At 43.5% G+C, this 26411-nt stretch carries 29 protein-coding genes; 28 read left to right on the forward strand and 1 reads right to left on the reverse strand.

Features of this window, described 5'->3' with window-relative positions:
• Positions 1–44 precede the first annotated feature (44 nt).
• The 18 genes from lgt to AC0MXB_RS04560 all read left to right on the forward strand — a co-directional run bounded on the left by lgt (position 45) and on the right by AC0MXB_RS04560 (position 18625).
• The gene (gene lgt / locus AC0MXB_RS04475) at positions 45–887 is read left to right on the forward strand and encodes a prolipoprotein diacylglyceryl transferase (protein ID WP_474038410.1); all 843 of its coding nucleotides are present in this window, start codon (positions 45–47) and stop codon (positions 885–887) included.
• Between the two features lie 8 nt (positions 888–895).
• Positions 896–1708, forward strand: coding sequence for a polysaccharide deacetylase family protein (locus AC0MXB_RS04480; protein ID WP_474038737.1), 813 nt, complete (start codon positions 896–898; stop codon positions 1706–1708).
• A gap of 145 nt (positions 1709–1853) precedes the next feature.
• A complete protein-coding gene (mraZ, locus tag AC0MXB_RS04485) occupies positions 1854–2285 on the forward strand; it encodes a division/cell wall cluster transcriptional repressor MraZ (RefSeq protein WP_474038411.1) in 432 nt (143 codons plus the stop codon).
• Between the two features lie 13 nt (positions 2286–2298).
• Complete coding sequence (gene rsmH / locus AC0MXB_RS04490; protein ID WP_474038738.1) at positions 2299–3234, forward strand: 16S rRNA (cytosine(1402)-N(4))-methyltransferase RsmH; 936 nt, start codon at positions 2299–2301, stop codon at positions 3232–3234.
• A 30-nt stretch (positions 3235–3264) separates the two neighbouring features.
• On the forward strand, positions 3265–3714 hold the full coding sequence (locus AC0MXB_RS04495; protein WP_474038412.1) for a septum formation initiator family protein: 450 nt from the start codon (positions 3265–3267) through the stop codon (positions 3712–3714).
• A gap of 29 nt (positions 3715–3743) precedes the next feature.
• A complete protein-coding gene (locus AC0MXB_RS04500) occupies positions 3744–5444 on the forward strand; it encodes a peptidoglycan D,D-transpeptidase FtsI family protein (RefSeq protein WP_474038413.1) in 1701 nt (566 codons plus the stop codon).
• A gap of 76 nt (positions 5445–5520) precedes the next feature.
• A complete protein-coding gene (locus AC0MXB_RS04505) occupies positions 5521–7011 on the forward strand; it encodes a UDP-N-acetylmuramoyl-L-alanyl-D-glutamate--2,6-diaminopimelate ligase (RefSeq protein ID WP_474038414.1) in 1491 nt (496 codons plus the stop codon).
• Complete coding sequence (locus tag AC0MXB_RS04510) at positions 7012–8379, forward strand: UDP-N-acetylmuramoyl-tripeptide--D-alanyl-D-alanine ligase (RefSeq protein ID WP_474038415.1); 1368 nt, start codon at positions 7012–7014, stop codon at positions 8377–8379. It abuts the gene before it with no gap.
• 31 nt (positions 8380–8410) lie between these two features.
• Positions 8411–9394, forward strand: coding sequence for a phospho-N-acetylmuramoyl-pentapeptide-transferase (mraY, locus tag AC0MXB_RS04515; RefSeq protein WP_474038416.1), 984 nt, complete (start codon positions 8411–8413; stop codon positions 9392–9394).
• 2 nt (positions 9395–9396) lie between these two features.
• The gene (gene murD / locus AC0MXB_RS04520) at positions 9397–10752 is read left to right on the forward strand and encodes a UDP-N-acetylmuramoyl-L-alanine--D-glutamate ligase (RefSeq protein ID WP_474038417.1); all 1356 of its coding nucleotides are present in this window, start codon (positions 9397–9399) and stop codon (positions 10750–10752) included.
• Between the two features lie 14 nt (positions 10753–10766).
• Positions 10767–11867 carry a stage V sporulation protein E gene (spoVE, locus tag AC0MXB_RS04525; RefSeq protein ID WP_474038418.1) on the forward strand — a complete coding sequence of 367 codons (1101 nt, stop codon included), beginning with the start codon at positions 10767–10769 and terminating at the stop codon, positions 11865–11867.
• A gap of 15 nt (positions 11868–11882) precedes the next feature.
• Entirely contained in the window at positions 11883–13025 is a 1143-nt protein-coding gene (gene murG, locus AC0MXB_RS04530) for an undecaprenyldiphospho-muramoylpentapeptide beta-N-acetylglucosaminyltransferase (RefSeq protein WP_474038419.1), read from the forward strand.
• Positions 13026–13075: 50 nt separating this feature from the next.
• Positions 13076–14449 (forward strand): UDP-N-acetylmuramate--L-alanine ligase, encoded by a 1374-nt coding sequence (gene murC / locus AC0MXB_RS04535; RefSeq protein ID WP_474038420.1) that lies wholly within the window; start codon positions 13076–13078, stop codon positions 14447–14449.
• Between the two features lie 53 nt (positions 14450–14502).
• The gene (gene murA / locus AC0MXB_RS04540) at positions 14503–15756 is read left to right on the forward strand and encodes a UDP-N-acetylglucosamine 1-carboxyvinyltransferase (RefSeq protein WP_474038421.1); all 1254 of its coding nucleotides are present in this window, start codon (positions 14503–14505) and stop codon (positions 15754–15756) included.
• 27 nt (positions 15757–15783) lie between these two features.
• The gene (locus tag AC0MXB_RS04545) at positions 15784–16716 is read left to right on the forward strand and encodes a D-alanine--D-alanine ligase family protein (RefSeq protein ID WP_474038422.1); all 933 of its coding nucleotides are present in this window, start codon (positions 15784–15786) and stop codon (positions 16714–16716) included.
• A gap of 104 nt (positions 16717–16820) precedes the next feature.
• Entirely contained in the window at positions 16821–17591 is a 771-nt protein-coding gene (locus AC0MXB_RS04550) for a cell division protein FtsQ/DivIB (RefSeq protein ID WP_474038423.1), read from the forward strand.
• 15 nt (positions 17592–17606) lie between these two features.
• Positions 17607–18299 carry a DUF881 domain-containing protein gene (locus tag AC0MXB_RS04555; RefSeq protein ID WP_474038424.1) on the forward strand — a complete coding sequence of 231 codons (693 nt, stop codon included), beginning with the start codon at positions 17607–17609 and terminating at the stop codon, positions 18297–18299.
• Positions 18296–18625: a small basic family protein gene (locus tag AC0MXB_RS04560; RefSeq protein ID WP_474038425.1), complete on the forward strand. Its 330-nt coding sequence runs from the start codon at positions 18296–18298 to the stop codon at positions 18623–18625. The genes AC0MXB_RS04555 and AC0MXB_RS04560 overlap by 4 nt, the downstream gene beginning before the upstream one ends.
• A gap of 90 nt (positions 18626–18715) precedes the next feature.
• Here the strand turns inward: AC0MXB_RS04560 and AC0MXB_RS04565 are convergent, their stop codons facing one another.
• Positions 18716–18877 (reverse strand): hypothetical protein, encoded by a 162-nt coding sequence (locus AC0MXB_RS04565; RefSeq protein ID WP_474038426.1) that lies wholly within the window; start codon positions 18875–18877, stop codon positions 18716–18718.
• Between the two features lie 166 nt (positions 18878–19043).
• Here AC0MXB_RS04565 and AC0MXB_RS04570 point away from each other — a divergent pair, with 166 nt between their 5' ends.
• The 10 genes from AC0MXB_RS04570 (at position 19044) to AC0MXB_RS04615 (ending at position 26408) form a co-directional block, all read left to right on the forward strand.
• Positions 19044–20237, forward strand: coding sequence for a cell division FtsA domain-containing protein (locus AC0MXB_RS04570; protein ID WP_474038427.1), 1194 nt, complete (start codon positions 19044–19046; stop codon positions 20235–20237).
• Positions 20238–20268: 31 nt separating this feature from the next.
• Positions 20269–21318 carry a cell division protein FtsZ gene (gene ftsZ / locus AC0MXB_RS04575; RefSeq protein WP_474038428.1) on the forward strand — a complete coding sequence of 350 codons (1050 nt, stop codon included), beginning with the start codon at positions 20269–20271 and terminating at the stop codon, positions 21316–21318.
• Positions 21319–21484: 166 nt separating this feature from the next.
• On the forward strand, positions 21485–22354 hold the full coding sequence (locus AC0MXB_RS04580) for a sigma-E processing peptidase SpoIIGA (protein ID WP_474038429.1): 870 nt from the start codon (positions 21485–21487) through the stop codon (positions 22352–22354).
• Positions 22355–22373: 19 nt separating this feature from the next.
• Positions 22374–23111 (forward strand): RNA polymerase sporulation sigma factor SigE, encoded by a 738-nt coding sequence (gene sigE / locus AC0MXB_RS04585; RefSeq protein WP_474038430.1) that lies wholly within the window; start codon positions 22374–22376, stop codon positions 23109–23111.
• An 11-nt stretch (positions 23112–23122) separates the two neighbouring features.
• Positions 23123–23680, forward strand: a complete 558-nt coding sequence (locus AC0MXB_RS04590; protein ID WP_474038431.1) for an N-acetylmuramoyl-L-alanine amidase family protein — start codon at positions 23123–23125, stop codon at positions 23678–23680.
• A gap of 104 nt (positions 23681–23784) precedes the next feature.
• A complete protein-coding gene (locus tag AC0MXB_RS04595) occupies positions 23785–23976 on the forward strand; it encodes a hypothetical protein (RefSeq protein ID WP_474038432.1) in 192 nt (63 codons plus the stop codon).
• 203 nt (positions 23977–24179) lie between these two features.
• On the forward strand, positions 24180–24959 hold the full coding sequence (gene sigG, locus AC0MXB_RS04600; protein ID WP_474038739.1) for an RNA polymerase sporulation sigma factor SigG: 780 nt from the start codon (positions 24180–24182) through the stop codon (positions 24957–24959).
• A gap of 24 nt (positions 24960–24983) precedes the next feature.
• Positions 24984–25577 (forward strand): stage II sporulation protein R, encoded by a 594-nt coding sequence (gene spoIIR / locus AC0MXB_RS04605; protein WP_474038433.1) that lies wholly within the window; start codon positions 24984–24986, stop codon positions 25575–25577.
• Positions 25578–25679: 102 nt separating this feature from the next.
• Complete coding sequence (locus AC0MXB_RS04610; RefSeq protein ID WP_474038434.1) at positions 25680–25955, forward strand: YlmC/YmxH family sporulation protein; 276 nt, start codon at positions 25680–25682, stop codon at positions 25953–25955.
• A gap of 120 nt (positions 25956–26075) precedes the next feature.
• Positions 26076–26408 carry an antibiotic biosynthesis monooxygenase family protein gene (locus AC0MXB_RS04615; RefSeq protein WP_474038435.1) on the forward strand — a complete coding sequence of 111 codons (333 nt, stop codon included), beginning with the start codon at positions 26076–26078 and terminating at the stop codon, positions 26406–26408.
• Positions 26409–26411: the final 3 nt, after the last annotated feature.

Consider the following 26411-nt stretch of genomic DNA (forward strand, 5'->3'; position numbering starts at 1 on the left):
GAACATACTGGATTTCGTTTCTTAATTTTGGGGGCAAAAAACTTATGATCAATTCTGCAGTTCTTTCACTAGGAGCCATAGGGATTCAGCCATATGGTTCAGTTGTTGTACTGGCTATTATTGCGAGTGCTCTATTTGCTTTATGGCAAGGTAAACGACAAAAGTTGCCGCTAGGACCGATTGCGGAACTTTTAATTTTTTCGCTGCCTTGTGGTATTTTAGGCGGACGTGCCTATTATGTACTCATTAATTGGCCTTATTATTCGAATCACTTACAAGAAATTTTTTTGCTTAACCGTGGCGGTTTTGCCGCCCATGGCGCTTTACTGGCAGTTTTTTGCTTTGGTCTTATATATATAAGATCACAGAAACTCGCCTTTGGCCAATTCGCTGATTTTTTTGCTATGGTCATGGCTTTAGGTGAAGCGATTGGACAATGGGCTAATATCATGAACCAGGAGGCAATTGGTTATCCCACACAGCTCTCCTGGGGAATTTACGTCGACTACGCTATGCGTCCAGTTGGCTATGAGGCTTTTGATTTTTTTCATCCGATTTTTGCTTACCAATCGTTACTTTCATTCGCGCTGCTCTTAGTGCTCTTGCTTATCCAAATATTGGATAGACAACAAAAGCTATGGGGAACTGGGCGGCTCTTTTGTTTTTATCTGTTTAGTGAATCAGCTGGTCGATTTGTTATGGAAGGCATGCGGCTTGATAGTGAAGTACTTTATGGGTATAACATTGCACAAGTGGGCAGTGTGTGTTTTATGGTGCTTGCTCTTCTTCTTTTTACTGCTACATTCTTAAAAAGATCTAGCTTGGCTGCAAGGGTTGGTAAAAACGCTGGACAGAATACTACTAAGACAACGATAAAGGTGGAGTGAAGGTCTTGATGTCAAAACGGCGGATGACAATATTAGGCATGGTTTTTGTGTGTATGTTATTATTTATTGCAATGACCTTTAGTGGTACAAATGCTGTGGTAGCGCAGATACCAGAAGTAGAATCAGCAGCGGAAGTTCCTGTGCTAAACTATCATAAAGTGGATGACATGCCAATTGCTTTATCAGTGGCGCCACAGGACTTTGAGGAACAAATTGCCTATTTGGCGCAGCATGGTTTTCATTCCATTACTCCAAAGCAGCTTTATCGGGCTTTGAAAAAAGGCGAAGCTCTACCGGAAAATCCCGTTTTAATTACTTTTGATGATGGATATCTTGATAATTATGAAAATGCCTATCCGATACTAAAAAAATATGGTTTTACAGCCACTTTTTTTGTAATTACTGATTTTATTGGCAAGGATCCTCGCTTTATGAATTGGGATCAGATTCGGCAGATGCAGCAAGATGGTTTTATAATTGGTTCTCATACAGTGAATCATGTACCACTGACCGATTTGCCGCCAGAGGGGGTCATGGCTGAATTGACGCAGTCGCGTGATAAAATTTATGCCGAAACCGGCCAAATGCCTCGTTATTTGGCTTATCCGACTGGCGCCTACAATGATACGGTTCGCAAGCTTGTTCATCAAGCTGGATATAAAGGCGCTTTTACGGTAAGGTATGGTGAGGTCGATTGCGACAGTAATATTTGCTCTTTAGAGCGAATTCCAATTTTTCGTAGTCAACATACTTTCCGGTCTTTTTATATGCGAGTCAATGGCGCCCCTATTTTAAAACGATTAGGAATCATTCGAAACTAGGCCTTTTTTCCTGAATTGTGATTTTTGTAAAAACTTTCAAGGCGACTTGAAGGTTTTTTTTTATTTTGCACGAAATTACTTTATTGAAGTGGTTGAAAGTGGTTGAAAGTGGTTGATAAGAAATGAGTAATGGTGGCGAGTCGCTGTGTTTATGGGAGAATATAACCATACAATAGACGCTAAAGGCCGAATGATATTACCCGCAAAATTTCGTGAACCGCTGGGGCCTGTTTTCATTGCCACAAAAGGGTTAGAAAATTGCCTTTTTGTTTATACTCTAACTGAATGGGCTATATTAGAAGAAAAACTTCGTCAATTACCTCTTGCCAAACCAGAAGCACGAGCTTTTGTACGCTTTTTTTTCGCTGGCGCAGTCGAAGTAGAAGTAGATAAGCAGGGACGAATTTTGTTGCCGACGAATCTTAGAGAGTATGCCAAATTAGAGAAAAACACGGTTGTGATTGGAGTATCCAATCGAGTAGAAATTTGGGATAAGACAAGCTGGGATGAGTATAATGCTCTTACGGCCCCTACTGTAGCTCAAATTGCGGAACATTTGGCGGATCTTGGAATTTAACGGAGTGATAATGATGGAGTTTGAACATAAAAGCGTTTTGCTTGATGCGAGCGTTGATGGATTGATAACAAATCCCGCTGGAATTTATGTGGATTGTACTTTAGGCGGTGCCGGTCATGGGGCTGCCATTGTGGAAAAATTGCTGCCTGAAGGTTGTTACATTGGTTTTGATCAAGATCCTGCTGCCATTGCGGCAGGCAGGGAACGGTTAGCTAAAGCGAAATGCCGAATTGAACTCATTCATAGCAATTTTGAACATTTTAAGGATTGTCTTGATCGAGTCGGTATTGATAAAGTTGATGGCGTCTTATTCGACCTTGGTGTTTCTTCGCATCAGCTCGATACGGCTGAGCGAGGCTTTTCTTATATGCAGGATGCGCCGCTGGATATGCGCATGGACCCGAATAATCCCTTTTCCGCCTATGATGTAGTAAATCGCTACAGTGAAGCGGAACTTACCCGCATTATCTTCGAATATGGCGAGGAGCGCTGGGGAAAACGGATTGTGCAGTTTATTTTAGCAGAAAGAGCCCTTGCTCCGATTGAAACAACGGGACAACTTGTAACAGTTATAAAAAAAGCCATTCCCGCTGGAGCTAGACAAGATGGACCTCATCCAGCTAAACGTACTTTCCAGGCGATACGAATTGAGGTAAATCGGGAACTGGTGATTTTAAAAAATACTTTTCTGGCGGCAATTGATCGGTTAAAGCAAGGTGGTCGGCTTTGCGTTATTACGTTTCATTCGCTGGAAGATCGCATTACGAAACAGGTATTGCAAGAACAGGCGAAAGGCTGTATTTGTCCGCCGAAATTTCCTGTTTGTGTTTGCGGCCATCGGCCTAACGTGAAAATTCTCGGGAAACCGCGTGTACCTTCCTCTCAGGAGCTGGAAGAAAATCCCCGGTCACGCAGCGCGAAATTGCGCATTGCTGAGAAGATTGGTTAAAAACAGTTCTATTTTATAAGGGGGAACAGTATGATGTTAGTGAGCAAAAAGCAAGAGTGGGAACATCACGAGCAACATTTGACAACAGAGCAGAACAATAAGCTTCCCAAGCCTCAGCTTGATGCGCCGCTACGCAAGAGATGTCTGGGGATCGTATTTCTCCTAATTTTTATGGCTGTGGCTATCACGATTCAGAGTGAATGGATAGTTCGCAGCGGCTATGATCTTGTCGAAATGAAGAAACAAGTCGTTCGTTTAGAAAAAGAAAATGAAGAAATGCATCTGGCAATTGCTAAATTACGGGCGCCTAGTCGCATTGAACGGATTGCTACAAGCCAGCTTGGTCTGGTTCAACCAGCTTCTGTTTATTATGCCGCCGCTGGCGCTGCTACTACAACAGAAACGGGGAAAGAAAAAACAGATCATTCCTTACTAGGTTTTGTAAAGGCAGAGATCGCCCAGAACACTACTCGACGGTAGCCAATTGAACAGCACGGAGGGATCAGTCTGTGGCAGCAGCTTCCCATGGCATGATTCGTCGGCGGGTTATTATTCTCTTCTTATTGGTTACCTTTCTCTTGACAGGCCTTTGTTTAAGGCTTGGCTATCTGCAACTATTTCGCAGCAGTTGGCTTAGCGAAAATGCTACGGATCAAAGAATCCGCAACATCCCCGTGGAAGCCAAACGGGGTCTTATTTTTGACCGAAAAGGCAGAGAACTTGCCGTAAGTAAAAGCATTGAATCTGTTTATGCAATTCCGGCCGAAATTAAAGATGTGCAAGATACAGCAGCCAAATTGGCTGCTATTTTGAATTTACAGGCTGATGACTTGTCTCGAAATTTAGCCAAACGACAGGCTTTTGTTTGGGTTAAGCGAAAAGTAGAACCAGCTTTAGCCAGGAAAATTCAAGAATCTGCCTTAGTTGGCGTCGGAATTACGCAAGAGGGGCAGCGTTACTATCCGAATGATGAAATCGCTGCTCACGTTTTGGGATTTACTGGAATTGATAGCCAAGGGCTTGATGGTGTGGAAATGACCTTTGACAGCGAACTAAAAGGAACGCCTGGTCGTATTTTGGTAGAATATGATGCCAGAGGACGGGAAATTCCTTATGCGAATCATCGTTTTATTCCGCCAGAGCCAGGCAATAATATTTATCTAACAATTGATCTTGTTGTGCAAAAAATTGTTGAACGGGAACTTGATCAAATTATGACGGATACGCAGGCCGCTGCGGCTACTGTTGTAGCGCTAGAACCAGCGACAGGCAAAGTATTGGCCATGGCAAACCGTCCGACCTATAATCCTAACCATTTTGGCGACTACGCTCCCAAGTTTTGGCGTAATTTAGCATTATCTAATGCCTATGAACCAGGCTCTACTTTTAAAATTGTAACAGCTGCAGCGGCCTTAAACGAAAAGGTTGTCACTTTACAAGACCGCTTTTACGACCCTGGCGCGATTGATGTGCAGGGGCGACAGATCCATTGTTGGAAAGAGGGCGGCCATGGCAGCGAATCTTTCGCGGAAGTAGTGCAAAATTCTTGTAATGTGGGCTTTGTCAATGTAGGCCTTCGCCTGGGACGCGATTCTTTCTATCAATACCTAGAGAAAAGTGGCTTTGGTCATTTAACCGAAATTGCGTTGCCGGGGGAAGCCAAAGGAATTGTGATTGATAAAAAAGACGTAAAACCCATTAACATTGCTACATTAGCGATGGGGCAGAGTATTGCTGTAACCCCCTTGCAGCTCGCGAGCGCTGTTGGCGCCATCGTAAATGACGGCAATCGTCTACGACCGCAAATTGTTGAAAAAGTTGTTTCGAAAGATGGGCGATTAGTCAGAGAAATTCAGCCGGAATCTTTAGGTCAAGTGATTAATTTTGAAACAAGTGCAGAAGTTAGAGGAGTTCTGGAAAAAGTTGTTGAATTGGGTACAGGTAGAAATGCTTTTCTTGCCGGATATTCTGTCGGTGGTAAAACAGGAACAGCCCAAAAGGTAGGAGCAGGAGGCTATATGGCTGGAAAGTATGTTGCTTCATTTATTGGCTTCGCTCCTGTTCAAAAGCCTCAAATTGTTTTGCTTATTTTAATTGATGAGCCCATGGGACTTTATTACGGCGGGCAAATTGCTGCACCTGCTTTTGCGGCAATGATGAAAGATATACTGCCTTATTTACAAATTCCTAAAATACCTGACAAACAATGAGTAAAAATATGGAAAACAGGATAGAGTAAGAAAAGTGAATCTTAGTAGCGGATTTACATTAAGGGAGGCCCTTTGTATGGCAAAAACATTACAAGAACTTTTACAACATATTTCCGGGACGGTTGTTCAGGGAGAAACAGATCTTATCATTCAATCACTAGCCTATGATTCGCGAAAAGTAACGCCAGGCTGTTTGTTTATTTGTCTCAAGGGAGCTCATGTCAATGGTCATGACTTTATTGCGAAAGCCAAAGAGGCTGGCGCTGTTGCGGTCCTGGTGGAAGAAGACGTAGCAGTTCCTCAGGAGCTTACAGTTATTAAGACGGCCAGCACGCGTGAAGCGATGCAAACGGCAGCGCCTTATTTTTACGATTACCCTGCTCGCAAAGTGCGCATGATTGGCGTAACGGGGACGAATGGGAAAACAACAACAACCTACTTAATCAGGCAGATTTTACTAGAGGCTGGCTATCAGGTTGGCGTGATTGGAACTATCCAAACTTTAATTGGCGAAAAGGCGCTACCCGTAAAAAACACAACGCCTGATGTAATCGACTTACAACAGCTGCTTTGTGAAATGGTCGAAGCTTCGATGGATTATGTCGTGATGGAAGTTTCTTCCCATGCTTTGGCTATGCAGCGAGTAGCTGGTTGCGAGTTTGACGGCGCTATTTTTACGAATTTGACACAAGATCATCTTGACTATCATAAAACCTTAGAAAATTACCGTGAAGCGAAAGCTCTTTTATTTAAGGGACTTGGCGAAAATGCGACGAAAGATAATAAATGGGCTGTGATTAATGGCGACGATGAAGCTGGCGCAGCCATGCTGGCAAAAGTAAAAAACAGCAAGGTTTTTACCTATTCAGCGCAGGGCAAAGGAAACTTGCAAGCTGTTGATATCGCTGTGAAAGCGCGGCAAATGCAATTTAGCGCCAAAGGCGACTTTGGTTCTATTGCGCTGCGTCTGCGGATTACGGGCCTTTTCAATGTTTACAATACGTTAGCAGCCATTGGCGCGGGTCTTGGCGAGAATGTTAAACCGGCAGTCATTCAAAGCGCCCTAGAAAAATTCACAACGGTTCCTGGTCGGTTTGAGCTTGTTGATGCCGGACAGAATTTTTCGGTGATCGTCGATTATGCTCACACGCCAGACGGTCTGGAGAATATTCTAAAGACAGCACAACAAATTTCTGAAGGACGCATTATTACGGTTTTTGGCTGCGGCGGCGATCGTGACCGCACCAAACGGCCGATTATGGGACGATTGGCGACAGAGTATTCTGATGTGGTAATTGCCACTTCCGACAATCCTCGTAGTGAAGATCCTTTGGCGATACTACAAGAAATTGCTGTTGGCATTGAAGCTGTTTTAACGCCGGAGAAAGAGTACCATATGATTCCCGATCGACGGGAAGCCATTGGCGCCGCCTTGCGCTTGGCTTGTGAGCATGATATAGTCATGATTGCAGGTAAAGGCCACGAAACGTATCAGATTTTAAAAGACAAAACAATTGATTTTGACGATCGCCAAGTGGTGCGTGAAATTTTAAAGGAGTTGAACTAATTGGCTAATTTTACGCTAGAAGAGGTTTGCCGCGCTACAGGCGGCACAAAACTCGGTCAAGTAAATTTGACCGAGTTTACTGGCGTGTATACTGATAGCAGAAAAGTCGTTCCCGGCAGTCTGTTTGTCGCTCTAAAAGGGGAAAACTTTGACGGTCATGCGTTTATTGCTGATGTCATTGCCAAAGGAGCTGCAGCGGTGATTGTGGATCGGCCTGTAGCTAGTACGGTAACAACGATTTTATGCGCTAATACGCTTAAGGCACTGCAGGATCTAGCTGCTTTTCATCGGCGGCGCTTTGCTATTCCGGTTATTGCCATTACTGGCTCTAATGGCAAAACAACGACGAAAGATATGCTTGCGGCAATTTTAGCCGAAAAATGGAATGTTGTAAAAACGCCAGGAAATTATAACAATGAGATTGGTTTGCCACTGACGCTCTTAGCTTTGACGAGTGAAACGCAAGTGGCTGTAGTTGAAATGGGAATGCGCGGCCGGGGACAAATTGCTGAACTGGCGGCGATTGCAGCGCCAACTGCGGCTATTGTAACGACAGTCGGAGAAACCCATATTGAACTTTTAGGGTCTTTAGACAATATTGCGGCGGCAAAAGCGGAACTCGTCGAGGCAATTGCTGCCGATGGTTTTGTTGTATTAAATAACGATAACCCTTATGTTGCCGCAATGGACTCCGTTGCGAAAGCGCCTGTCGCAACGTTTGGTCTTGCTGAAACCGCGTCAGTTCGTGCCCAAAATGTGGTTATGTCTCGCGATAAAATCACCTTTGACTGTATGACTGCTGCTGAGACTTTTGCAGTTGTTGTACCAGCTTTGGGTGAGCATAATGTATTAAACGCTTTAGCAGCAATTACGGCAGCGCAAAAACTTGGTTTAACAAGTGATGCGATCATTCAGGGAATGCTGCATTTTTCACCAAGCGGTATGCGTCTTGCCATGGAAGCTGCTGGCCCTTATCAAGTGATTAATGATGCCTATAATGCGAGCCCTGCTTCGATGAAAAGCGCCTTAGAGACGCTGAAAACGATTCATTCTGGGCGTAGAGTCGCTGTTCTTGCTGATATGCTAGAGCTTGGCGAACAATCGGTGATGCTACATCGCCAGGTAGGGGCTGTAGCGGCTAAGACTGTTGATTTGCTTGTGACACTCGGTGCATTAGGTGCAGAAATTGCTAGTGGGGCAAAAGAAGCCGGTCTCACCGCTGTTTATACTTGCAAAGATCATGGCGAAGTGGTGGCTGTGTTACGATCTAAGCTTACGCCAGAAGACCTTATTTTAGTTAAGGGATCGCGTGGTATGAAAATGGAACAAATCATTGCATCATTGCGAGACACATCTTCTCAAAACTAAGCTGCTTTGATGTTATGGAGGGTCAATATTTATGGTAGAAACAGGTTATTCTATGTATGGATCAGGTATTATTGCCTTAGTGACAGCACTTGTATTAGGTCCCTTATTTTTACCCCTGCTGAGACGGTTGAAATTTGGACAAAGCATCAGAGAGGAAGGCCCCAAGAGCCATATGGCTAAAGCGGGTACGCCAACCATGGGCGGTATTATTATTCTTGTCGCACTGACTTTGCCGATGCTCATATTTTTTCCGACAGACAGCAAAGTATGGCTTGCCTTATTTTTGACGCTTGGTCATGGTCTATTAGGATTTTTAGATGATTTTATTAAAGTGGTTCTCAAACGCAATTTAGGTCTTAAAGCCAGACAAAAATTATTGGGTCAAATTATTATGGCTTTTGCCCTCTGCTATGTAGCTACGGCGTTTTTTGGTCGCGGCACCGATATTTGGATTCCTTTCTTAGGAACCGATCTCGACTTTGGACCGTTTTATTACGTACTTATTTTTTTAGTGCTGGTAGGAACGACCAATGCCGTAAATTTAACGGATGGGCTTGATGGGCTAGCTGCCGGAACGACAGTAATAGCAGCGGCTGCTTACGCTTTTATCTGCTATTATTTTTTCGAAATATCCCTGGCCGCGTTTGCTTTGGCCGTAGCTGGCGCTTGTCTCGGCTTTTTAAAGTATAATGCGCATCCGGCAAAAGTGTTTATGGGCGATACGGGGTCTCTGGCTTTAGGCGGAGCTTTGGCGGCTATGGCTGTCATGACAAAAACCGAGTTCTTGCTTGTTCTAGTGGGCGGTGTATACGTAATTGAAACACTTTCCGTGATGATTCAAGTCGCTTCTTTTAAAACTACGGGTCGTCGTGTGTTTAAGATGAGCCCGATTCACCATCATTTTGAGTTGTCTGGCTGGTCTGAGCAGAAAGTAGTAACCGTTTTTTGGACGGCAGGGCTTATTTTTAGTGTAATTGCCTTAACTATATTGCTTTTAAGTCAAGGAGGTAAATAACAATGGATTTTAAGGATAAGAAAGTAATTGTGCTCGGTTCAGGAATCAGTGGTATCTCTGTAGCGCAAGTTTTACATCATCAGGGCGCTCATGTAACCTTAAGCGATAGCAGCCCTTTGGAAAAATTAAAGAAAGATCCTACTTTTTTACAAGAGTTAGGCATCAAACTTGCCATTGGCAATCAAGAGGAAGCGCTGTTAGATGATGTAGACTTTGTCGTTATTTCACCAGGCGTATCTATCTATATTCCTTTTGTAGCGGCAGCACAAAAGCGGCAGATTCCTGTGTTAAGCGAAGTGGAAATTGCCTACCAGCTTTGTCCGGCGCCGATTCTGGCGATTACAGGTACGAATGGTAAAACAACGACAACGACTCTCATTGGCGAAATGCTAAAAAAACATAAGCAAGAAGTGGTTGTAGGGGGAAACATCGGTCAGGCCCTGTCGGCTGAAGTTGAAGGAATTAGTAAAGAAGGACTTGTTGTAGCTGAAATCTCAAGCTTTCAGATGGAAGGGGCTAAAGATTTTAAGCCCCATATAGCGGCCATTTTAAATGTTACGCCAGATCATATCGATCGTCATAAAACGATGGATAATTATATTGCCATGAAAGAAAAACTCTTTGCCAATCAAAGCGACAAAGATTTCTTGGTCTTAAATTATGATGATCCGATTGTGCGCAAGATGGCTGACAAAGCGAAAGGGCAAGTTTGCTTTTTTAGTCGCAAAGAAATTTTATCACAGGGAATTTATGTAAAAAATAATCAGATGCATATTTCCTGGCAGGGGCAAGAACTGCAGTTTTGCTCGCTGTCGGTCTTGAAAATTCCCGGCGCCCATAATGTAGAAAATGTTTTAGCTGCGGCTGCTGTTTCTTATTTGGCGGGTGTTTCGATTGGCGATATTGTGGATGTACTAGAAAGCTTCGAAGGGGTAGAGCATCGCATTGAGCCTGTAGTGACAATTCAAGGCGTTCCTTACTACAATGATTCGAAAGCAACAAATCCAGAATCGTCTATAAAAGCGCTAGAAGCTTTTGACGGCCATATTATTTTACTGGCAGGCGGTCGTGATAAAAATACAGATCTTACAGAATTTATGACCTTAATTAAAGAAAAGGTAGAGCATTTGATTCTGCTCGGAGAAGCCAAGGATCGCTTTAAAGCGGCTGCTGTGGCACAGGGTATTTCCTCCATTCATGAAGCTGGTTCTTTTGCAGAAGCTGTAGATTTAGCGCATAAAATTGCTCGTCCGCCGCATATTGTATTATTATCACCTGCCTGTGCTAGCTATGATATGTTTAAAAGCTATGAAGAAAGAGGCAGGGTCTTTAAGGAGCTTGTACGCTCCAAACAATAAGGAGGACGGTCTCTTTGGTCACTCGACACAAATCGCCTGACGGGATTTTGTTTTTTTCTGTTATCGCTTTACTCGCTATGGGAATTGTTATGGTTTATAGTTCTAGCGCCATTTCGGCCTATGCCAATTTTCATGACAGTTATTATTTCTTAAAGCGACAGATTATCTGGGCTTTTTTGGGACTTGTGACGCTTGGTTTTACCATGAACATAGAGTATCATAATTGGCGGAAATTAGCGGTGCCTTTGCTAGTTGCGACCATTTTGCTGCTGGTTTTGGTGCTTGTTCCTGGGTTGGGCCGCGTCGTCAATGGCGCACGACGCTGGCTTGGTTTTGGTTCTGTCTATCTACAACCTTCAGAAATAGCAAAACTCAGTATGGTTTTCTTTTGCGCTCATAGTTTAACAAAGGTGCAAGATAAAATAAGTAGTTTTCGCCACGGCCTTTTAGGGCAATTACTGATTTTACTGCTTGTTTTTGGGTTAATTCTAAAAGAACCGGATCTTGGCACAGCTCTTTCCATTGGCGGAACGGTTTTTATTCTACTGTTTGCCGCTGGGGCAAAGCTGTCCCATCTTGTTTCACTAGGAATTACTGGGGTAGCTGGAATTATTACAGCTATATTGCTTGAGCCTTATCGCTTAAAACGCCTTTTAGCTTTTAGCGATCCCTGGGCTGATCCATTAAATACGGGATATCATATTATTCAATCCTTGTATGCAATCGGTTCAGGCGGTTTATTTGGCGTAGGCCTTGGGCGCAGTCGGGAAAAATTTTTATATTTGCCTGAGCCTCATACTGACTTTATTTTTGCCATTTTAGGCGAAGAGTTGGGATTTATCGGTACGGTTACTGTACTCGTCTTGTTCTTTTTGTTTGCCTGGCGTGGCTTTCGTATTGCTATGGCCGCACCAGATTTGTATGGGAGTCTGCTTGCTGCCGGCCTTACGACGATGATTGTGTTACAGGCGCTAATGAATATGGCGGTTGTTACAGCATCCATGCCTGTCACTGGGATTCCACTTCCGTTTATTAGTTTTGGCGGGTCAGCGTTGATTTTCACGTTGGCTGGCGTTGGAGTTTTACTAAATATATCAAGATATGTCAGCTTGTGAGCTGGAGGTTATATTATGCGTATTATCTTATCAGGCGGTGGGACAGGCGGTCATATTTATCCGGCTGTTACGATTGCCAAAGCTCTTGAGGAACGGCTGGCAGAGCGCGGTGAGTCTTGCGAGATTTTATTTATCGGCACAAAACGAGGGTTAGAATCTAATATTATTCCTCTGGAGGGCTATGAACTTGCGACAATTGAAGTAGCAGGTTTTGAACGGCGGTTGTCGCTGCATAACCTGACGGTGGCTGCTAAAGCGATGTATAGTGTTGTGGCTGCTGCGAAGCTGATTCGTCGGTTTGGCGCCGATATGATTATCGGTACGGGCGGTTATGTTTGCGGACCGGTCTTGCTGGCTGGGGCGTTGCTCCAAAAGCCCACATTGATTCAGGAGCAAAATGTCGTCGGCGGTGTTACGAATAAGATTTTATCGCGATTTGTTGATCGCGTTGCTGTAGGTTATGAGGAAGCGGCGGCATCATTTAATCATTCTTCAAAGGTTTTTGTTACAGGAAATCCCATTCGTCCGAATGTCCTGACGGCTGACCGTGAGGCCGCTTATCGCTCTTTAGGCCTTGATCCACAGAAAAAAACGATTTTAGTTTCTGGCGGCAGTCGCGGCGCCCGTACGATTAATCTAGCTGTGATTGCGTTACATGAAGCGCTGCAGCACGATAAGGACAAGCAAATCTTGCACGTAACAGGTCAGAGCGAGTATAATAACATAGCTGGAATTTTAGCAGAAAAAGGCATAGGCACGGAAGAAACTGGAAATATTAAGGTCGTGCCCTATTTGCACAATATGCCGGAAGCTCTTGCCTGTGCTGATTTAGCGATTTTTCGTGCTGGCGCTATTGGTCTTGCAGAACTTACAGCGAAGGGAATTCCGGCTATTTTAGTTCCCTATCCTTATGCCGCTGAAAATCATCAAGAGTTTAACGCACGAATTTTAGAAAAACGTGGCGCTGCTGTGGTGATTCGCGATAAGGAGTTATCGGGAGAAAAACTGCTTAAGGCAGTAGACGCGTTGTTTGCTGAACCAAACAAACTTGCTCTGATGGCGCAAAAAAGCAAAGAGTTAGGACGGCCGCAGGCAGCCTATGTCATTGCCGATGAGGCTTTGCAGCTAACGGGTAGAGGGCGGAACGGCTCTAAGTAAAAGAGCATATTATAAGGTATCTGACAGCGCGTAGGAAAGGGGATAAAATTTTGCTCACATCGTTAAAGAAAATACACTTTGTAGGAATTGGCGGTTCGGGGATGAGCGCTATTGCTACAGTTTTGCTGCAGCTTGGCTATACGGTTTCCGGCTCTGATATAAGTCAATCGTCGACTACTGAAAAATTAGTTAAGCTAGGAGCTATTGTCCATACCGATCATAAAGAAGAACATGTTGCCTCGGTAGACGCGATTGTTGTATCTACAGCAATTGCACAAACAAACCCGGAAGTTGTGGCAGCTTCTGAACGGAAAATTCCGATTTTCCATCGTTCTGAAATTGTAGCATTTTTGATGAAATCTCGTTATGGGATTGCTGTTGCTGGCGCCCATGGCAAAACAACGACTACATCGATGATTGGCCTCATGGTTGAAAAAGCGGGCCTAGACCCCACTATTTTGATCGGCGGCGAGTTGGAATACATAGGCGGCAATGCCAAGCTGGGGCAGGGCGCTTCGTTAGTAGCTGAAGCGGATGAAAGCGATGGTTCTTTTTTGAAATTGTCCCCTAAAATTGCTGTAGTGACGAATATTGAAAATGACCATATGGATTATTACGGTACCATGGAGAATATCTTAGAAGCTTTCCGTCAATTCATGCTGCGTCTTCCGAAAGAAGAAGGCCTGGCAGTGTTATGTTTTGATAATGCTCATATTCGGGCGCTGGCAGCTGGAATTGAGCGTCCCATTATTAGCTATGGGATTGAACAGAAGGCCGATATGATGGCAAAAAATATTCGCACGCAAGGTGCGACAACTCATTATGATGTTTATGAACAAGAGGCTTATTTGGGAACCATTACTCTGAATGTACCAGGCCGTCATAATGTTTATAATTCGCTGGCAGCTGTTGCCGTAGGGCTGAAGCTAGGTCTTACTTTCGAGCAGATTGCTGCAGGACTTGCAGAATTTCGCGGTGCGAAACGGCGTTTTCAGACCAAAGCGAGAACTGGCGGGATTTGGATTGTCGATGACTATGCCCATCATCCGACGGAAATTACAACGACACTCTTAGCCGCGCGGCAAACAGAGCCTAAACGGCTTATTTGTGTGTTCCAGCCCCATCGCTATTCACGGACGCAGCTGTTGCAGGAGCAATTTGGCGCTGCATTTGGACCTGCCGACGTATTAATTTTAACGGATATATACGCTGCTGGCGAAGAACCAATTCCTGGTATAAGCGGCGAAACAATCAAAGCACAAGTGGAGCAACAGACGAATCGCTCTGTTGTCTATATTGCTGATTGGCAAAAAGTAGCTCGTTATTTAGCTGAGATTGTAGAGCCAGGCGATCTTGTCATGACTATGGGAGCAGGCAATATTTATAAAGCCGGTGAAGAACTTGTAGAAAAATTAGTTCCTTAAATACCGGTTAGATTTAAAAAAGGGTGGTTGTACTTTTTCCGGGAGGGGAGACGATGGAGAAATTTATCGTCACAGGAGAAGTACAATTAAGCGGCAGGATTGCTGTAAGCGGCGCTAAGAATGCAACATTGCCGATTATGGCAGCCGCTCTCTTGTGTGAAGGAAAATCCGTACTTTATCAGGTTCCTGATTTGCGTGATATTGCGATGATGCAAAAAATTATGGAACTACTTGGCGCTAAGATCGTTCGCGATGGCGACAAGATGCTCATTGACACCTATTCGGTCAGTAAAACGGAAATTCCAGAATTGCTCATGCGTGAGATGCGAGCGTCGGTCTTTTTGATGGGACCGCTCTTAGCACGGTTTCGCCGAGTTCGCTTGTCTTATCCAGGGGGCTGTGCCATTGGTCCGCGCCCAATCAATTTGCATTTAAAGGCGTTAGAGCATTTGGGCGCGCAGATTGAAGAATCCTGCGGGTTTATTGATGCGAAGGCCGACCAGCTTAAAGGCAATGAGATTACCTTTGACTTTCCCAGCGTAGGCGCTACCGAAAATGCCATGATGGCTGCTGTGTTGGCTAAAGGAACAACGATTTTGCATAATGCAGCGCGCGAGCCGGAAATTGTCGACCTAGAACGATTTTTAAATTCTATGGGCGCCAAGGTGAGTGGCGCTGGTACTGATAGCATTGTCATTGACGGTGTGACCAAGCTGCATGGGGCTGAGCATCGGATTATGCCTGATCGCATTGAAGCAGGCACGTTGCTGTTAGCGGGAGCCGTGACACAAGGCGATGTAGAAGTAACAAATATTCATCATTCCTATTTATTTTCTGTGATTGATAAACTGCGCGAACTAGGCGCTCGAATTTCCTATTATTCCGACTCGATTCGCTTACAGGCAGGAATGCTTAGCGGGATCGATGTGAAAACGCTGCCTTACCCTGGCTTTCCTACGGATTTACAGGCGCCGATGTTGTCGGTACTGACTGTGGCTAAAGGAACCAGCGTGGTTTCTGAAACAATTTTTGAAAATCGTTTTAAGCATGTCGACGAATTAATTCGTATGGGAGCCAAAATTCAAGTAGAAGGGCGGACCGCGATTATTCGCGGTGTTCCCTATTTGTGTGGCGCCAGTGTAGCAGCGCCAGATCTTAGAGCAGGCAGTGCTCTGGTGCTGGCAGCTCTTGCTGCTGTCGGAACGTCTGAGATTCACCAAGTGTATCATATTGATCGCGGGTATGAACGATTGGAAGAAAAGCTGCAGCAATTAGGTGCGGCTATTGTGCGTAAAGAGTCTGATTAAGCTGTTTCAGAAAAAGGAGAGGCAATCATGAAAACAAAAAAAATTGCAGTTGTTATGGGTGGACCATCAGCCGAAAGGGAAGTTTCTTTAAATACCGGCGGCGCTATTTTGTCAGCGCTGCAAGAAAAAGGGTATCAGGCTGTTGGCATTGATCTTGATCCAAAACAGATTATTCATCAGTTACAAGCGGAAAAAATCGACATTGTCTTTAATGCCATTCATGGCAAATTCGGCGAAGATGGCGCGTTGCAGGGTGCGCTTGATATGATTGGACTTCCTTATACAGGTTCTGGCGTTTTAGCGAGTGCTGTGGCTATGGATAAAAGTATATCAAAGCGCTTATTTGAAGCGGCAGGTTTGTCCATCGCGCCCTCGATGATTTATGATAAGACCGCGTCTTCGTTAGAAGCTATTTGCAGCGATATCAAGGCTCAATTTGCTTTTCCCCTTGTTGTAAAAGCAGCAGAGCAAGGTTCCAGTATTGGTGTATATATTTTACAGCAGGCCGATGAATTACCGAAAGCGGTGGAAGAAGCTTTTAGTTATTGTCGCCATATTGTCGTAGAAAAATTTATTGATGGCATGGAATTAACGGTTGGTGTTATCGGCAATACTACGGCTGAAGCTTTGCCAATTATCGAAATTGTGCCTCATTCAGGCTGCTATGATTATCATTCGAAATATACTAAAGGCGCTACGGAATATATCGTACCAGCCCGCATCGATGAGGCTACAACGAAAAAAGTTCAAAGACTGGCGGAACAAACCTTTTCGTTACTTGGCTGTCGTGGTGTAGCTCGCGTTGATTTCATGATGGATAAAGCGGGAAATCCTTATATTTTAGAAGTGAATACAATTCCTGGTATGACGTCAACAAGCTTAGTGCCTAAAGCGGCCGCTTCAGCGGGTTTATCCTTTGCCGATCTATGTGAGAAATTACTGTATATGGCGGTTGAATAAAAGAAACAGGGAAAGCGGCCCTTGTGGCTGCTTTTTTTATTTTATATTCTCAGCCTGCTGCGGTATAATACAAAAAGAAGCTAAGGCGAAAGGAGGGCGGCTTGGTGAGTAGTACATCAGAACGGCTCAAAGATGTAAGAGCAGCGCGGCGATCGATGGTGGTACGCCGGGTTATAGCAGTACTTATGCTCATTTTATTTTTAATCGCTGCTTATTTATTTGTGAATTCGGCTTATTTTATGATTGGCGAAGTCAAGGTAACAGGTAATAAATATATGACAAGTGATGAAATCTTATCCGTTGCGGGAATTCCGGAAAAATCAAATATTTTTCGCCTAAACGTAGCCAATGTACAGGATCGGCTCACGAAAGACTTGCGCATTGCTTCTGTTAATATTAGCCGCAGCTTTCCCTCGACGCTAGTATTAGAGGTAGCAGAACGTCAGCCTTATGCTTATATAGCGACAAATTATGGTTTTGTGGAAGTGGACAAAGAGGGAATGGTACTAGCCGCTTCTCGGACGCTAAAAAACATGAATGTACCCATCATTACCGGGATTAAACTAGGAAATCTCTATGTAGGTGATCAAATACAAAGTGAACCTGTGAAACAATCCCTTGAATTTCTTAGTGCGTTATCAGATCAAAGTCTTAATTTATTGTCAGAAGTGAACATTAGTGATCCGCAGCAGCTTCAAGCGCTTACGATTCATTCGGTGCAAGTTCGGATTGGGCAACCAGAACGGCTTAGTGAAAAAGCCCAATTTGCGAATCAAATCTTGAGTGAAATTGGCGATAAGACAGGGCTTGCTGAATTTATTGATTTACGGTATGCTACTCCATATATTAAATTTATTCAAAGCCCAGGAAAGTGAGAGGAGAGGACTAGTTTGACAGCCTTAAGGCAGGGACAGGTAGCCATTGCACTTGTTTGTGTTGTGCTTGGTATTATGCTTGCCGTACAATTTCGTACAACGCAGGATATCCGTTCATCAATTCCATTTCAGCGGATTGAAGATCTATCACAACGACTGAACCAAACAGAAAAAGAGCGCGACTCTCTGTTAAAGCAAGTTCAAGAAATGCGGCAAGCCAGCGGGAATGAGACCGCAGCAAAAGAAAGTCAAAATATTCGTATGGGAGCAGGCGTAGTGGCGCTAGAGGGTCCTGGTATTATTGTTTCTATTGATGATAGTAAACGCCCTACAAAACCTGGTGAAAATCCTAACCTTTATTTAATTCATGATGAAGATATTTTAAAGGTGATTAATGAACTAAGAGCTGCTGGCGCTGAAGCGATTTCCATTAATGAACAACGAATTATTGCTACATCGGAAATTCGTTGCGCCGGTCCGACCTTATCAGTTAACAACACGCGCTATTCACCGCCTTATGAAATTCGAGCCATCGGTGACGGAGCGACTATGGAAAATTCGCTAAAAATGCGTGGTGGTGTTGTTGAGACGCTTCAATTTTGGGGTATTCAGGTAACGATGAAAAGGCAAGAGCAAATTTCGATTCCTGCCTATAAAGGCCCCTTCCGCTTTGACTATGCAAAGCCAAAGGAGGATAGCCCATCATGATGCTACCGATTGGCGGTCTTATTTTAGGCATTATCTTAGGAAGCTTAATTCCCTTTAGTTTACCAGCAGAGTATGCTAAATTCATGTCTGTGGCGTTATTGGCTTCCCTTGACAGTGTTTTTGGCGGTTTGCGTTCTGCTTTAGAAGAAAAATTTGATAATACGGTTTTCATTACCGGGTTTTTTACCAATGCGTTGCTTGCTGCCGGTTTAGTATTTATTGGTGAGCGATTAGGCATTGATTTGTATTATGTTGCTTCGTTAGCTTTTGGTTTACGAGTTTTTCAGAACTTAGCAATTATTCGACGGTATTTCTTAAAGAAATAAGAACAAAATAGCAATAGAAAAAAGGAGATAGGCTTTTGCCTATTTCTCCCTTTTCTATGCGCTAAAAGTAGTAAGACTTTTGTCTCAATTTTATTCCGTTTCATAAGCAGGTGTTGTTTCGGAACTAATTTCACAAGGCGCCTCTGGCGTACTTTCTGCTAACACCTGTTTGGCAAAATCACTAAATTCGTCATTATTTCCTAAATTTTTACCATTCCAAAAGGGATATAAGGGATGTTTGAAGTCTTTCATGCGCCATTTCACCTCCTGTTTTTTCGTTATTATTGTTTCCTGTCGGAGGCAGAACATGTCATGAAAATATTCGCTTTTTTCTCGCTAAAAAAAGGGAAAACGCCTCTTATGTTGAAACATTAAGGAATGAAACATAATCAAGTTCGCAGTGAGGGACACAGGCATTATGAGGCAAGTATTAGCAATTGATATTGGAACAAGTCAGGCAAAGGTATTAGCAGGAAAGGCCGTTGACGGCAAAGTGGAGATTTTGGCCAGTGCCGTAGCGCCGATGCAAGGTTACTATAAGGGTAAATTTGAGCAGATTCCCGCAGTGGTTGCTGCAGTACGCCAAGCTGTGGAATGTGTCACTACAGCCGTAGCTGGGCCGTTTGAATGTACCTATGTAGGAATTGGTGCGGCTATTTTACAATCAGACAATTTGGAGGGATCTGTGGCGCCGATGCAGCCGCAGAATGTATCAGAATCCGATGTGGAACGAGCCTGCCGAGCGTCCGTAGCCGCTTTATCATCGGAACAAGCTGTTTTGCATATTATTCCTGTTGAATATAGTCTTGATAAGCAGGTTTACAAGGATTTTCCGCAAGGGAAGGCTTGTCATTCGCTGCGTGTAAAAACTCATGTAATTTCCATGCCCAAAGCGTTAAAAAGTCAGCTAAATGCCGAGCTTGCACGGCAGTCGATTCCGGTAAGCGGCTTTGTAGCAAATTCTTATGCAGCTCTTTTGGGCTTAAAAGAAGAAATCAAGCAACAGGAAGCTTTAATTTTTGATTTAGGGGCTGGTACGGCCGATGTAAGCCTGTTACGGCAAGGGCAGCTTGTGTTATCAACGTCTTTGCCCTATGGTGGCGACTATATTACCAGCGATTTATCACAAGCTTTTTCAGTAACTTTAGAGCAGGCAGAAGGAATAAAAAAATATTATGCGAAATTAGATAAAGGGTTATATCGTCAGAATATTATGTTGGATTGCGATGACTCTATGGGGCTGAAGGAAAAAATCGCTTATGATTTTTTGCATGATATTATCGAAAGCCGCACGGAAGAGCTAGTGTATCTGATGAGAGAAGACATAAAAAACTATCTACCACAGGAAGCCGACGTATGGGCGAAGGCTGCTGTGTATATGACAGGGGGATGTGCGCAGTTATCCAGTTTTATTGAGCAGATCGAAAAACAGTTTACCTTAAAACCAGAGGTGATTATAGCTCATAGGATGCCGCAAGAATATCAAGCTCTGACAAGTAGTGCAGTCTATGGTGTGCTCTGCTATGCAGCCGATAATTTGTCACCAGAGTATAAGGTACCGTCTACTTGGCAGTTTGTCGTAAATAAAGTGAAAAATATGTTTGGTTCATGACCATGCAAGGATATAAGGAGGAACATCATCCATGCTTGAATTCGATATGGATTTAGATCAGTTTGCCAAGATTAAGGTTATTGGAGTTGGCGGCGGTGGCAGTAATGCCGTGAACCGCATGATTACCGCCGGACTTAAAGGTGTGGAATTTTTAGCAGTAAATACAGATGCACAGGCGCTTTTATTGTCGCAGGCTCAAAATCGGATTCAAATCGGTGAAAAATTGACTAAAGGTCTTGGCGCTGGAGCAAATCCCGATGTCGGTGAGCAGGCGGCTCAGGAAAGTCGTGAAGAAATCATTAAAGCTTTGCGCGGAGCTGATATGGTGTTTGTTACCGCAGGTATGGGCGGCGGAACGGGAACTGGTGCTGCGCCTGTAGTTGCTGAGTGTGCGAAAGAAGTCGGAGCTTTGACGGTGGGAGTCGTGACAAAACCCTTTTCCTTTGAAGGGCGCCGTCGTCAAAATCAGGCCGAGCGCGGTACTGCTAAGTTGAAAGAAAAAGTGGATACACTCATTACCATTCCTAACAATCGTCTTATGCAAGTTGCTGACAAACGCACGTCCATTATGGATGCCTTCCGTATGGCCGATGATGTACTTCGGCAAGGTGTACAAGGCATATCTGATTTGATTGCCGTACCTGGTCTAATCAATCTTGATTTTGCCGATGTAAAAACGATTATGCTGGAAACCGGTTCTGCTCTGATGGGCATTGGGGTTGGCAAAGGCGATGATCGGGCGTCTGTAGCTGCCGAAGCTGCGATACGCAGCCCTTTACTGGAAACTTCCATTGAAGGCGCCAAAGGCGTGTTGTTAAATATTACTGGTGGTTCCAGCTTAGGTTTATTTGAAGTGAATGAAGCGGCAGAAATCATTCAAAATGCTGCCGATCCAGAAGCGAATATTATTTTCGGTGCGGTTATTGATGAATCTTTAGAAGAAGAACTACGCGTCACAGTTATTGCTACAGGATTTGATAAACCGCTCGCAAAACCAGCACCAACGCCTAAAGCAGGTGAAGCTCCTGTTTTAGAATTTAAAGGGCGCGACTTAGAAATTCCTACATTTATGCGCCGCTAATAAAAACAACATAAGTACATAAAAACCAGTCAAGAGTCATTTCTTGGCTGGTTTTTTCATGTTTTGACGGTTTCCTTAGCCTTTCGAATTACAAAATTTTAACAATTCCTTTGTTATAATAGGCATAGCTTCCGGAGCGAAACCATATCATCTATGAGGCAGTCTTATGATTATTTATTTTGATGAACTGCTTTTATTAAATTTTGTCTTAAACAGCTTGATTTTATTTTTTACAGCGTGGGTTTCTGGCGCGCCTTTTTTACCTGTGAGAGCCTTTGGAGCCGCTTTACTGGGCTCTGTTTATTCACTAGGTGAAGTCTTGCCCCAGCTTGCTTTGCTATATGAGCCGTTAAGCAAGCTAGTCCTTTCGTTTTTGTTAGTCCATATTGCCTTTGTCTGTCAAACTTGGCGGCAAATGACGCGGATGCTTCTCATTTTTTGGTGTACTTCTTTTGTCTTTGGCGGCGCCATTTTGGGTTGGCACTTTTTTTGGCAATCCGCGTTTTCCTGGACCGAGGCGCAACCCTTCGAGTTTACTCTTTCACAAATTATTGGAGGAGGTGTAATTGGCGGAAGTTGCATTTTAATTTGGTCAAAAGGTTTTTTACAGCAATTTCGCCATGAAAAACTCTACTTTCCTGTTACGATTTGTTATGAAGAAAACAGTATTGTACTGAAAGGCTACCTAGATACAGGGAATGCCCTGTATACGCTAGCCGATCATCGTCCGGTGTTAATTGTAGAGAGCGGCGCATTACGGGAGTTTTTACCAGCTTCGCTGCTTGATGGGTTGCGTAAAAGGCCGGAAGAAATTTTTAGCGATATATCACAGCAAAATATGGCGATCGCTAATCGTTTAGAACTTGTTTATTGTCAGGGAATTGTCAAAACGGAGATGCTGATGGGGTTTCGTCCTGATAAGATTATGATTCAGCAGAGTTCCTATCAAGTGGTTCTTGCCCTCGTTCCCGGCCCTTTGGCTCCTGACGGTTCTTATCAATTGTTGCTTCACCCTGCCGTAATGGCAGAGTTGTAATGAAGAAGGAGGCGGGCCTATGTTTACAAAGTGGCCAATGATGAAATTTTACGTAAAAGTAAAAATAACGGCGATTCTTCTTTCCCTAGGTGCTAAAAGAACCAATTCACTATACTATGTAGGCAGTACCGAAGTGCTGCCACCGCCGCTATCGAATGCGGAAGAGATGTTTTTAATGGCTAAATTGCAAAAAGGGGACGGGGCTGTTAAAAGTGTGTTTATTGAACATAATCTACGGCTTGTAGTCTATATCGCCAGAAAGTTTGAAAATACGGGCGTGGGAATTGAAGATTTAGTGAGCATTGGTACCATCGGTTTAATTAAGGCAGTAAATACCTTTGACCCGATTAAACGGATTAAGCTCGCAACCTACGCTTCGCGTTGCATAGAAAACGAAATTTTAATGTATTTACGGCGGAATTCGAAGATTCGCTCTGAAGTGTCCTTTGATGAGCCCTTAAATATTGACTGGGATGGCAATGAGTTATTGCTTTCCGATGTATTAGGAACAGATAATGAGATCATTTATAAATCCGTTGAAGAAGAAGTCGATAAAACCCTGTTATACACAGCGATGAATCGGCTTACTGGGCGCGAGCGGAAAATCATGGAGCTTCGATTTGGTTTATTAAATGACGGCAAAGAAAAAACTCAGAAGGAAGTAGCCGATCTTCTGGGAATATCACAATCTTATATTTCTCGCTTGGAGAAACGGATTATTCAAAAAATGAAAAAGCACATGAAACAATTAGAGTAGGGGGGACCGTCATGGCTAGTGTGTTTTTAAACCCCGGGCATGCGCCAGCAGGCGATCCCGATCCCGGCGTGGTAAATGAGAGGTTCAACCTGCGGGAATGTGATATTGCTTTAACAGTAGCTAAGCAGACAGCCGCTTATTTAGAAGCCGTAGGCTATGCGACAAGGGTTTTTCAGCATGAATCAGGGGATACAATCGTCAAAGAAGCCAATGCTGGTGACTATGATGTGTTTGTAGCCATTCATTGTAATAGCTCTGAGGATAATTCAAGCTGCGGCACAGAATCGTGGTATTATCAGGGATCGACGGCAGGGGCGCAACTAGCGATGCGCAGCCAGAGTCAAATCGTCAATTCTCTGCCAGTGGCTGATCGGGGCATTAAAACCATTTCTGGTGACAATGATCGCTCGGTGTTAGCTTATACAACAATGCCTGCCTGTCTGATTGAACTGGCTTTTTTGTCTCATGAGGCGGATGCCAAACTGCTTGCTGCTAGCGACGGTCAGGATCAGTTTTCTCGGGCGATTGCCAGAGCGATTAGCGATTACTTTGTATTTTCAAAAAAGTGAGTGTAGATTTAAAATTTAAACAATAACCATTATCATTTACAAATCAATAGACGAGGACTATAATAACCTCACAAGGTATTTTTGTTGGGAAAGAAGGGAATTATATGAACCATACATATTGTGAAAATGGCTACTGTGAGGTTATAGAGAAAGATCATGCTTCAAACAATAGAGTCTCTTTGCAAGATAAACTTCTGTTTGTTGGTGTAACAGCTCTGTTATTTGCGATCACTGGCGTTGTTATATTCTATGGCGCAGCTCAGGGCGTTTATGTTGATTTAACTTCCCTCAGCTAATTGATAGGTCTTGAATCTGTTTAGCATTGTATTCAAAAAGTCATTTCTGGCCGACGTATAAGCGACTAGAAATGACTTTTTGCTATTTTAGCGAGAGTTTTATGTCCACTGTGGATGTAAGGCTCTCTTTTTTTGTATAAAAACACGGCAGTTCGTTCATACTGATAAGAGTAAACATATTGAATAAATGGGAAAAAAAGGTGGTGGTAAGCTTGATTAATAAAGTGGAAATTTGCGGTGTGAATACAGCGAAGCTCCCGGTGATTTCAGCAAGTAAAATGCGAAATATGTTTGAACGCCTCCAATCCGGTGAGCTTCCTTTGCGAGAAGAATTGATCCATGGCAATTTACGGCTGGTCTTGAGTGTGATTCAGCGTTTTAATAATCGCGGTGAATATGTCGACGATTTATTTCAAGTTGGCTGTATCGGCTTGATTAAAGCAATTGATAATTTTGATCTTAGTCAAAATGTAAAGTTTTCGACTTATGCAGTTCCGATGATCATTGGTGAAATTCGCCGCTATTTGCGCGATAATAATCCAATTCGAGTTAGTCGCTCTATGCGTGATGTTGCGTACAAGGCATTGCAAGTAAGAGACTCGCTTGTGGCCAAGTTTGCCAGAGAACCGTCCATTCATGAAATTGCGGCAGAGTTACAGGTGCCTCGCGAAGAAATTATCTTTGCTCTTGATGCGATTCAAGAGCCCATTTCTCTGTTTGAACCGATTTATCATGACGGCGGCGATCCGATTTATGTTATGGACCAAATTAGTGATGACAAGCATATTGATATGAGTTGGCTAGAAAGTGTGGCGATCAAAGAAGCGTTGCGAAAATTAAATGATCGGGAAAAACACATACTGACTTTGCGTTTTTTTGAAGGGAAAACCCAAATGGAGGTCGCTGATGAAATCGGTATTTCACAGGCGCAAGTATCGCGTCTGGAAAAAGCAGCGTTAACTCATATGCGTAAGCATGTTTAAAGCGGAAAAAGGGAGAGAGAAAATTTGCTAAAACGATTGTTATTAGGCTGTCTGATACTCTTTATTCTTGGCGGCTGGCTCTTTTTTTTACAAGCTCAGTCCAAGGAACCAACAGCATCCGTCTTTGCTGATAAAGTGGTTCGCCTGCATATTTTGGCCAATAGTGATTCACAGGAAGATCAGGCGATTAAATATAAGGTGCGTAATGCCGTGGTAACTTACTTAACGGAAAAGTTAGCGACAGCTGTAACCAAGGCCGACGCTGAACGGATTATAGCCCAAAATGAGCCGGAGATACTAGCTGTAGCCAATCAGGTTTTGCAAGAGGAGTCGGTGGATTATAGCGCTTCCTTGCAGCAAGGCAACTTTGCCTTTCCGGCCCGTACTTATGGCACACTGCTGTTTCCGGCAGGCGATTATGATGCTGTGCGAATTTTACTAGGCAGCGGCCAAGGTCAAAACTGGTGGTGTGTACTTTTCCCGCCGCTCTGTTTAATTGATGGCTTAGCAACGCCATCGACGTCGCAGGCTCCAGAAGTTTCGACGCAGCAACCAGGCCAGGAGCAACCAGTCATTTACTTTAAAAGCCGCTTTGCTGAGCTATTGACAGGCCATTAACAGGTCGTTAAATTAGCTCGTTGTTTACAAAATTAAATTTTTGTCACGTTCCTATCTTGTCCTTCATATACTGTAGTGAAAAGTGAAGTGGAGGGGGAAATCGTGATCAAGAGTTCGGATCTAAAAGTAAAAGACGTTATTAATATATCGGATGGCAGACGGCTAGGGACAATCAGCGATATTGAAATTGATGTGGATAAGGGGGAATTAACGGCCCTCATCGTACCTGGCGCTGGCGGTCTCTTTGGTATATTCAGCCGTGGCGATGATATGGTGATTCCTTGGCATAAGATCCATAAAATTGGCCTTGATGTAATTCTAGTAGAAATGACAGCTGGTTCTGATTATAAGAAATTGAATAGCAATGAAAAACTCTAACCAGATAGTAACGGTTAGAGTTTTTTTATATAAATAAGTACATATGTTCGATTTGAGGCAGGGGATTCCTTTATAAAATAGAAATAAATGAATGGAGATACATTTCAAGGAGGTTTTTTTGTGAGTAGTAGAATTGCTAAAACACCGGAAACACCATATTATGCAGTAATTTTCACCTCTCTTATGGGTGATCAAGATTTAGATTCATATAATCGGATCGGTGATGAATTAATCAAGGCAGTAGAACGGCAGCCAGGATTTCTTGGAATTGAAAGTGCAAGAGATGCCAGTGGTGTTGGTATTACTGTCTCTTATTGGGATTCACTAGAAGCTATTGAACAGTGGAAAAATGATCAGAAGCATTTAGTAGCGCAAAAAAAGGGGAATGAAGTGTGGTATAAAAATTTTGCTACAAGAATTTGCAAGATAGAGAGAAATGGGCTATTTAAATAAAGA

It is taken from the genome of Pelorhabdus sp. sgz311001, assembly GCF_055901755.1.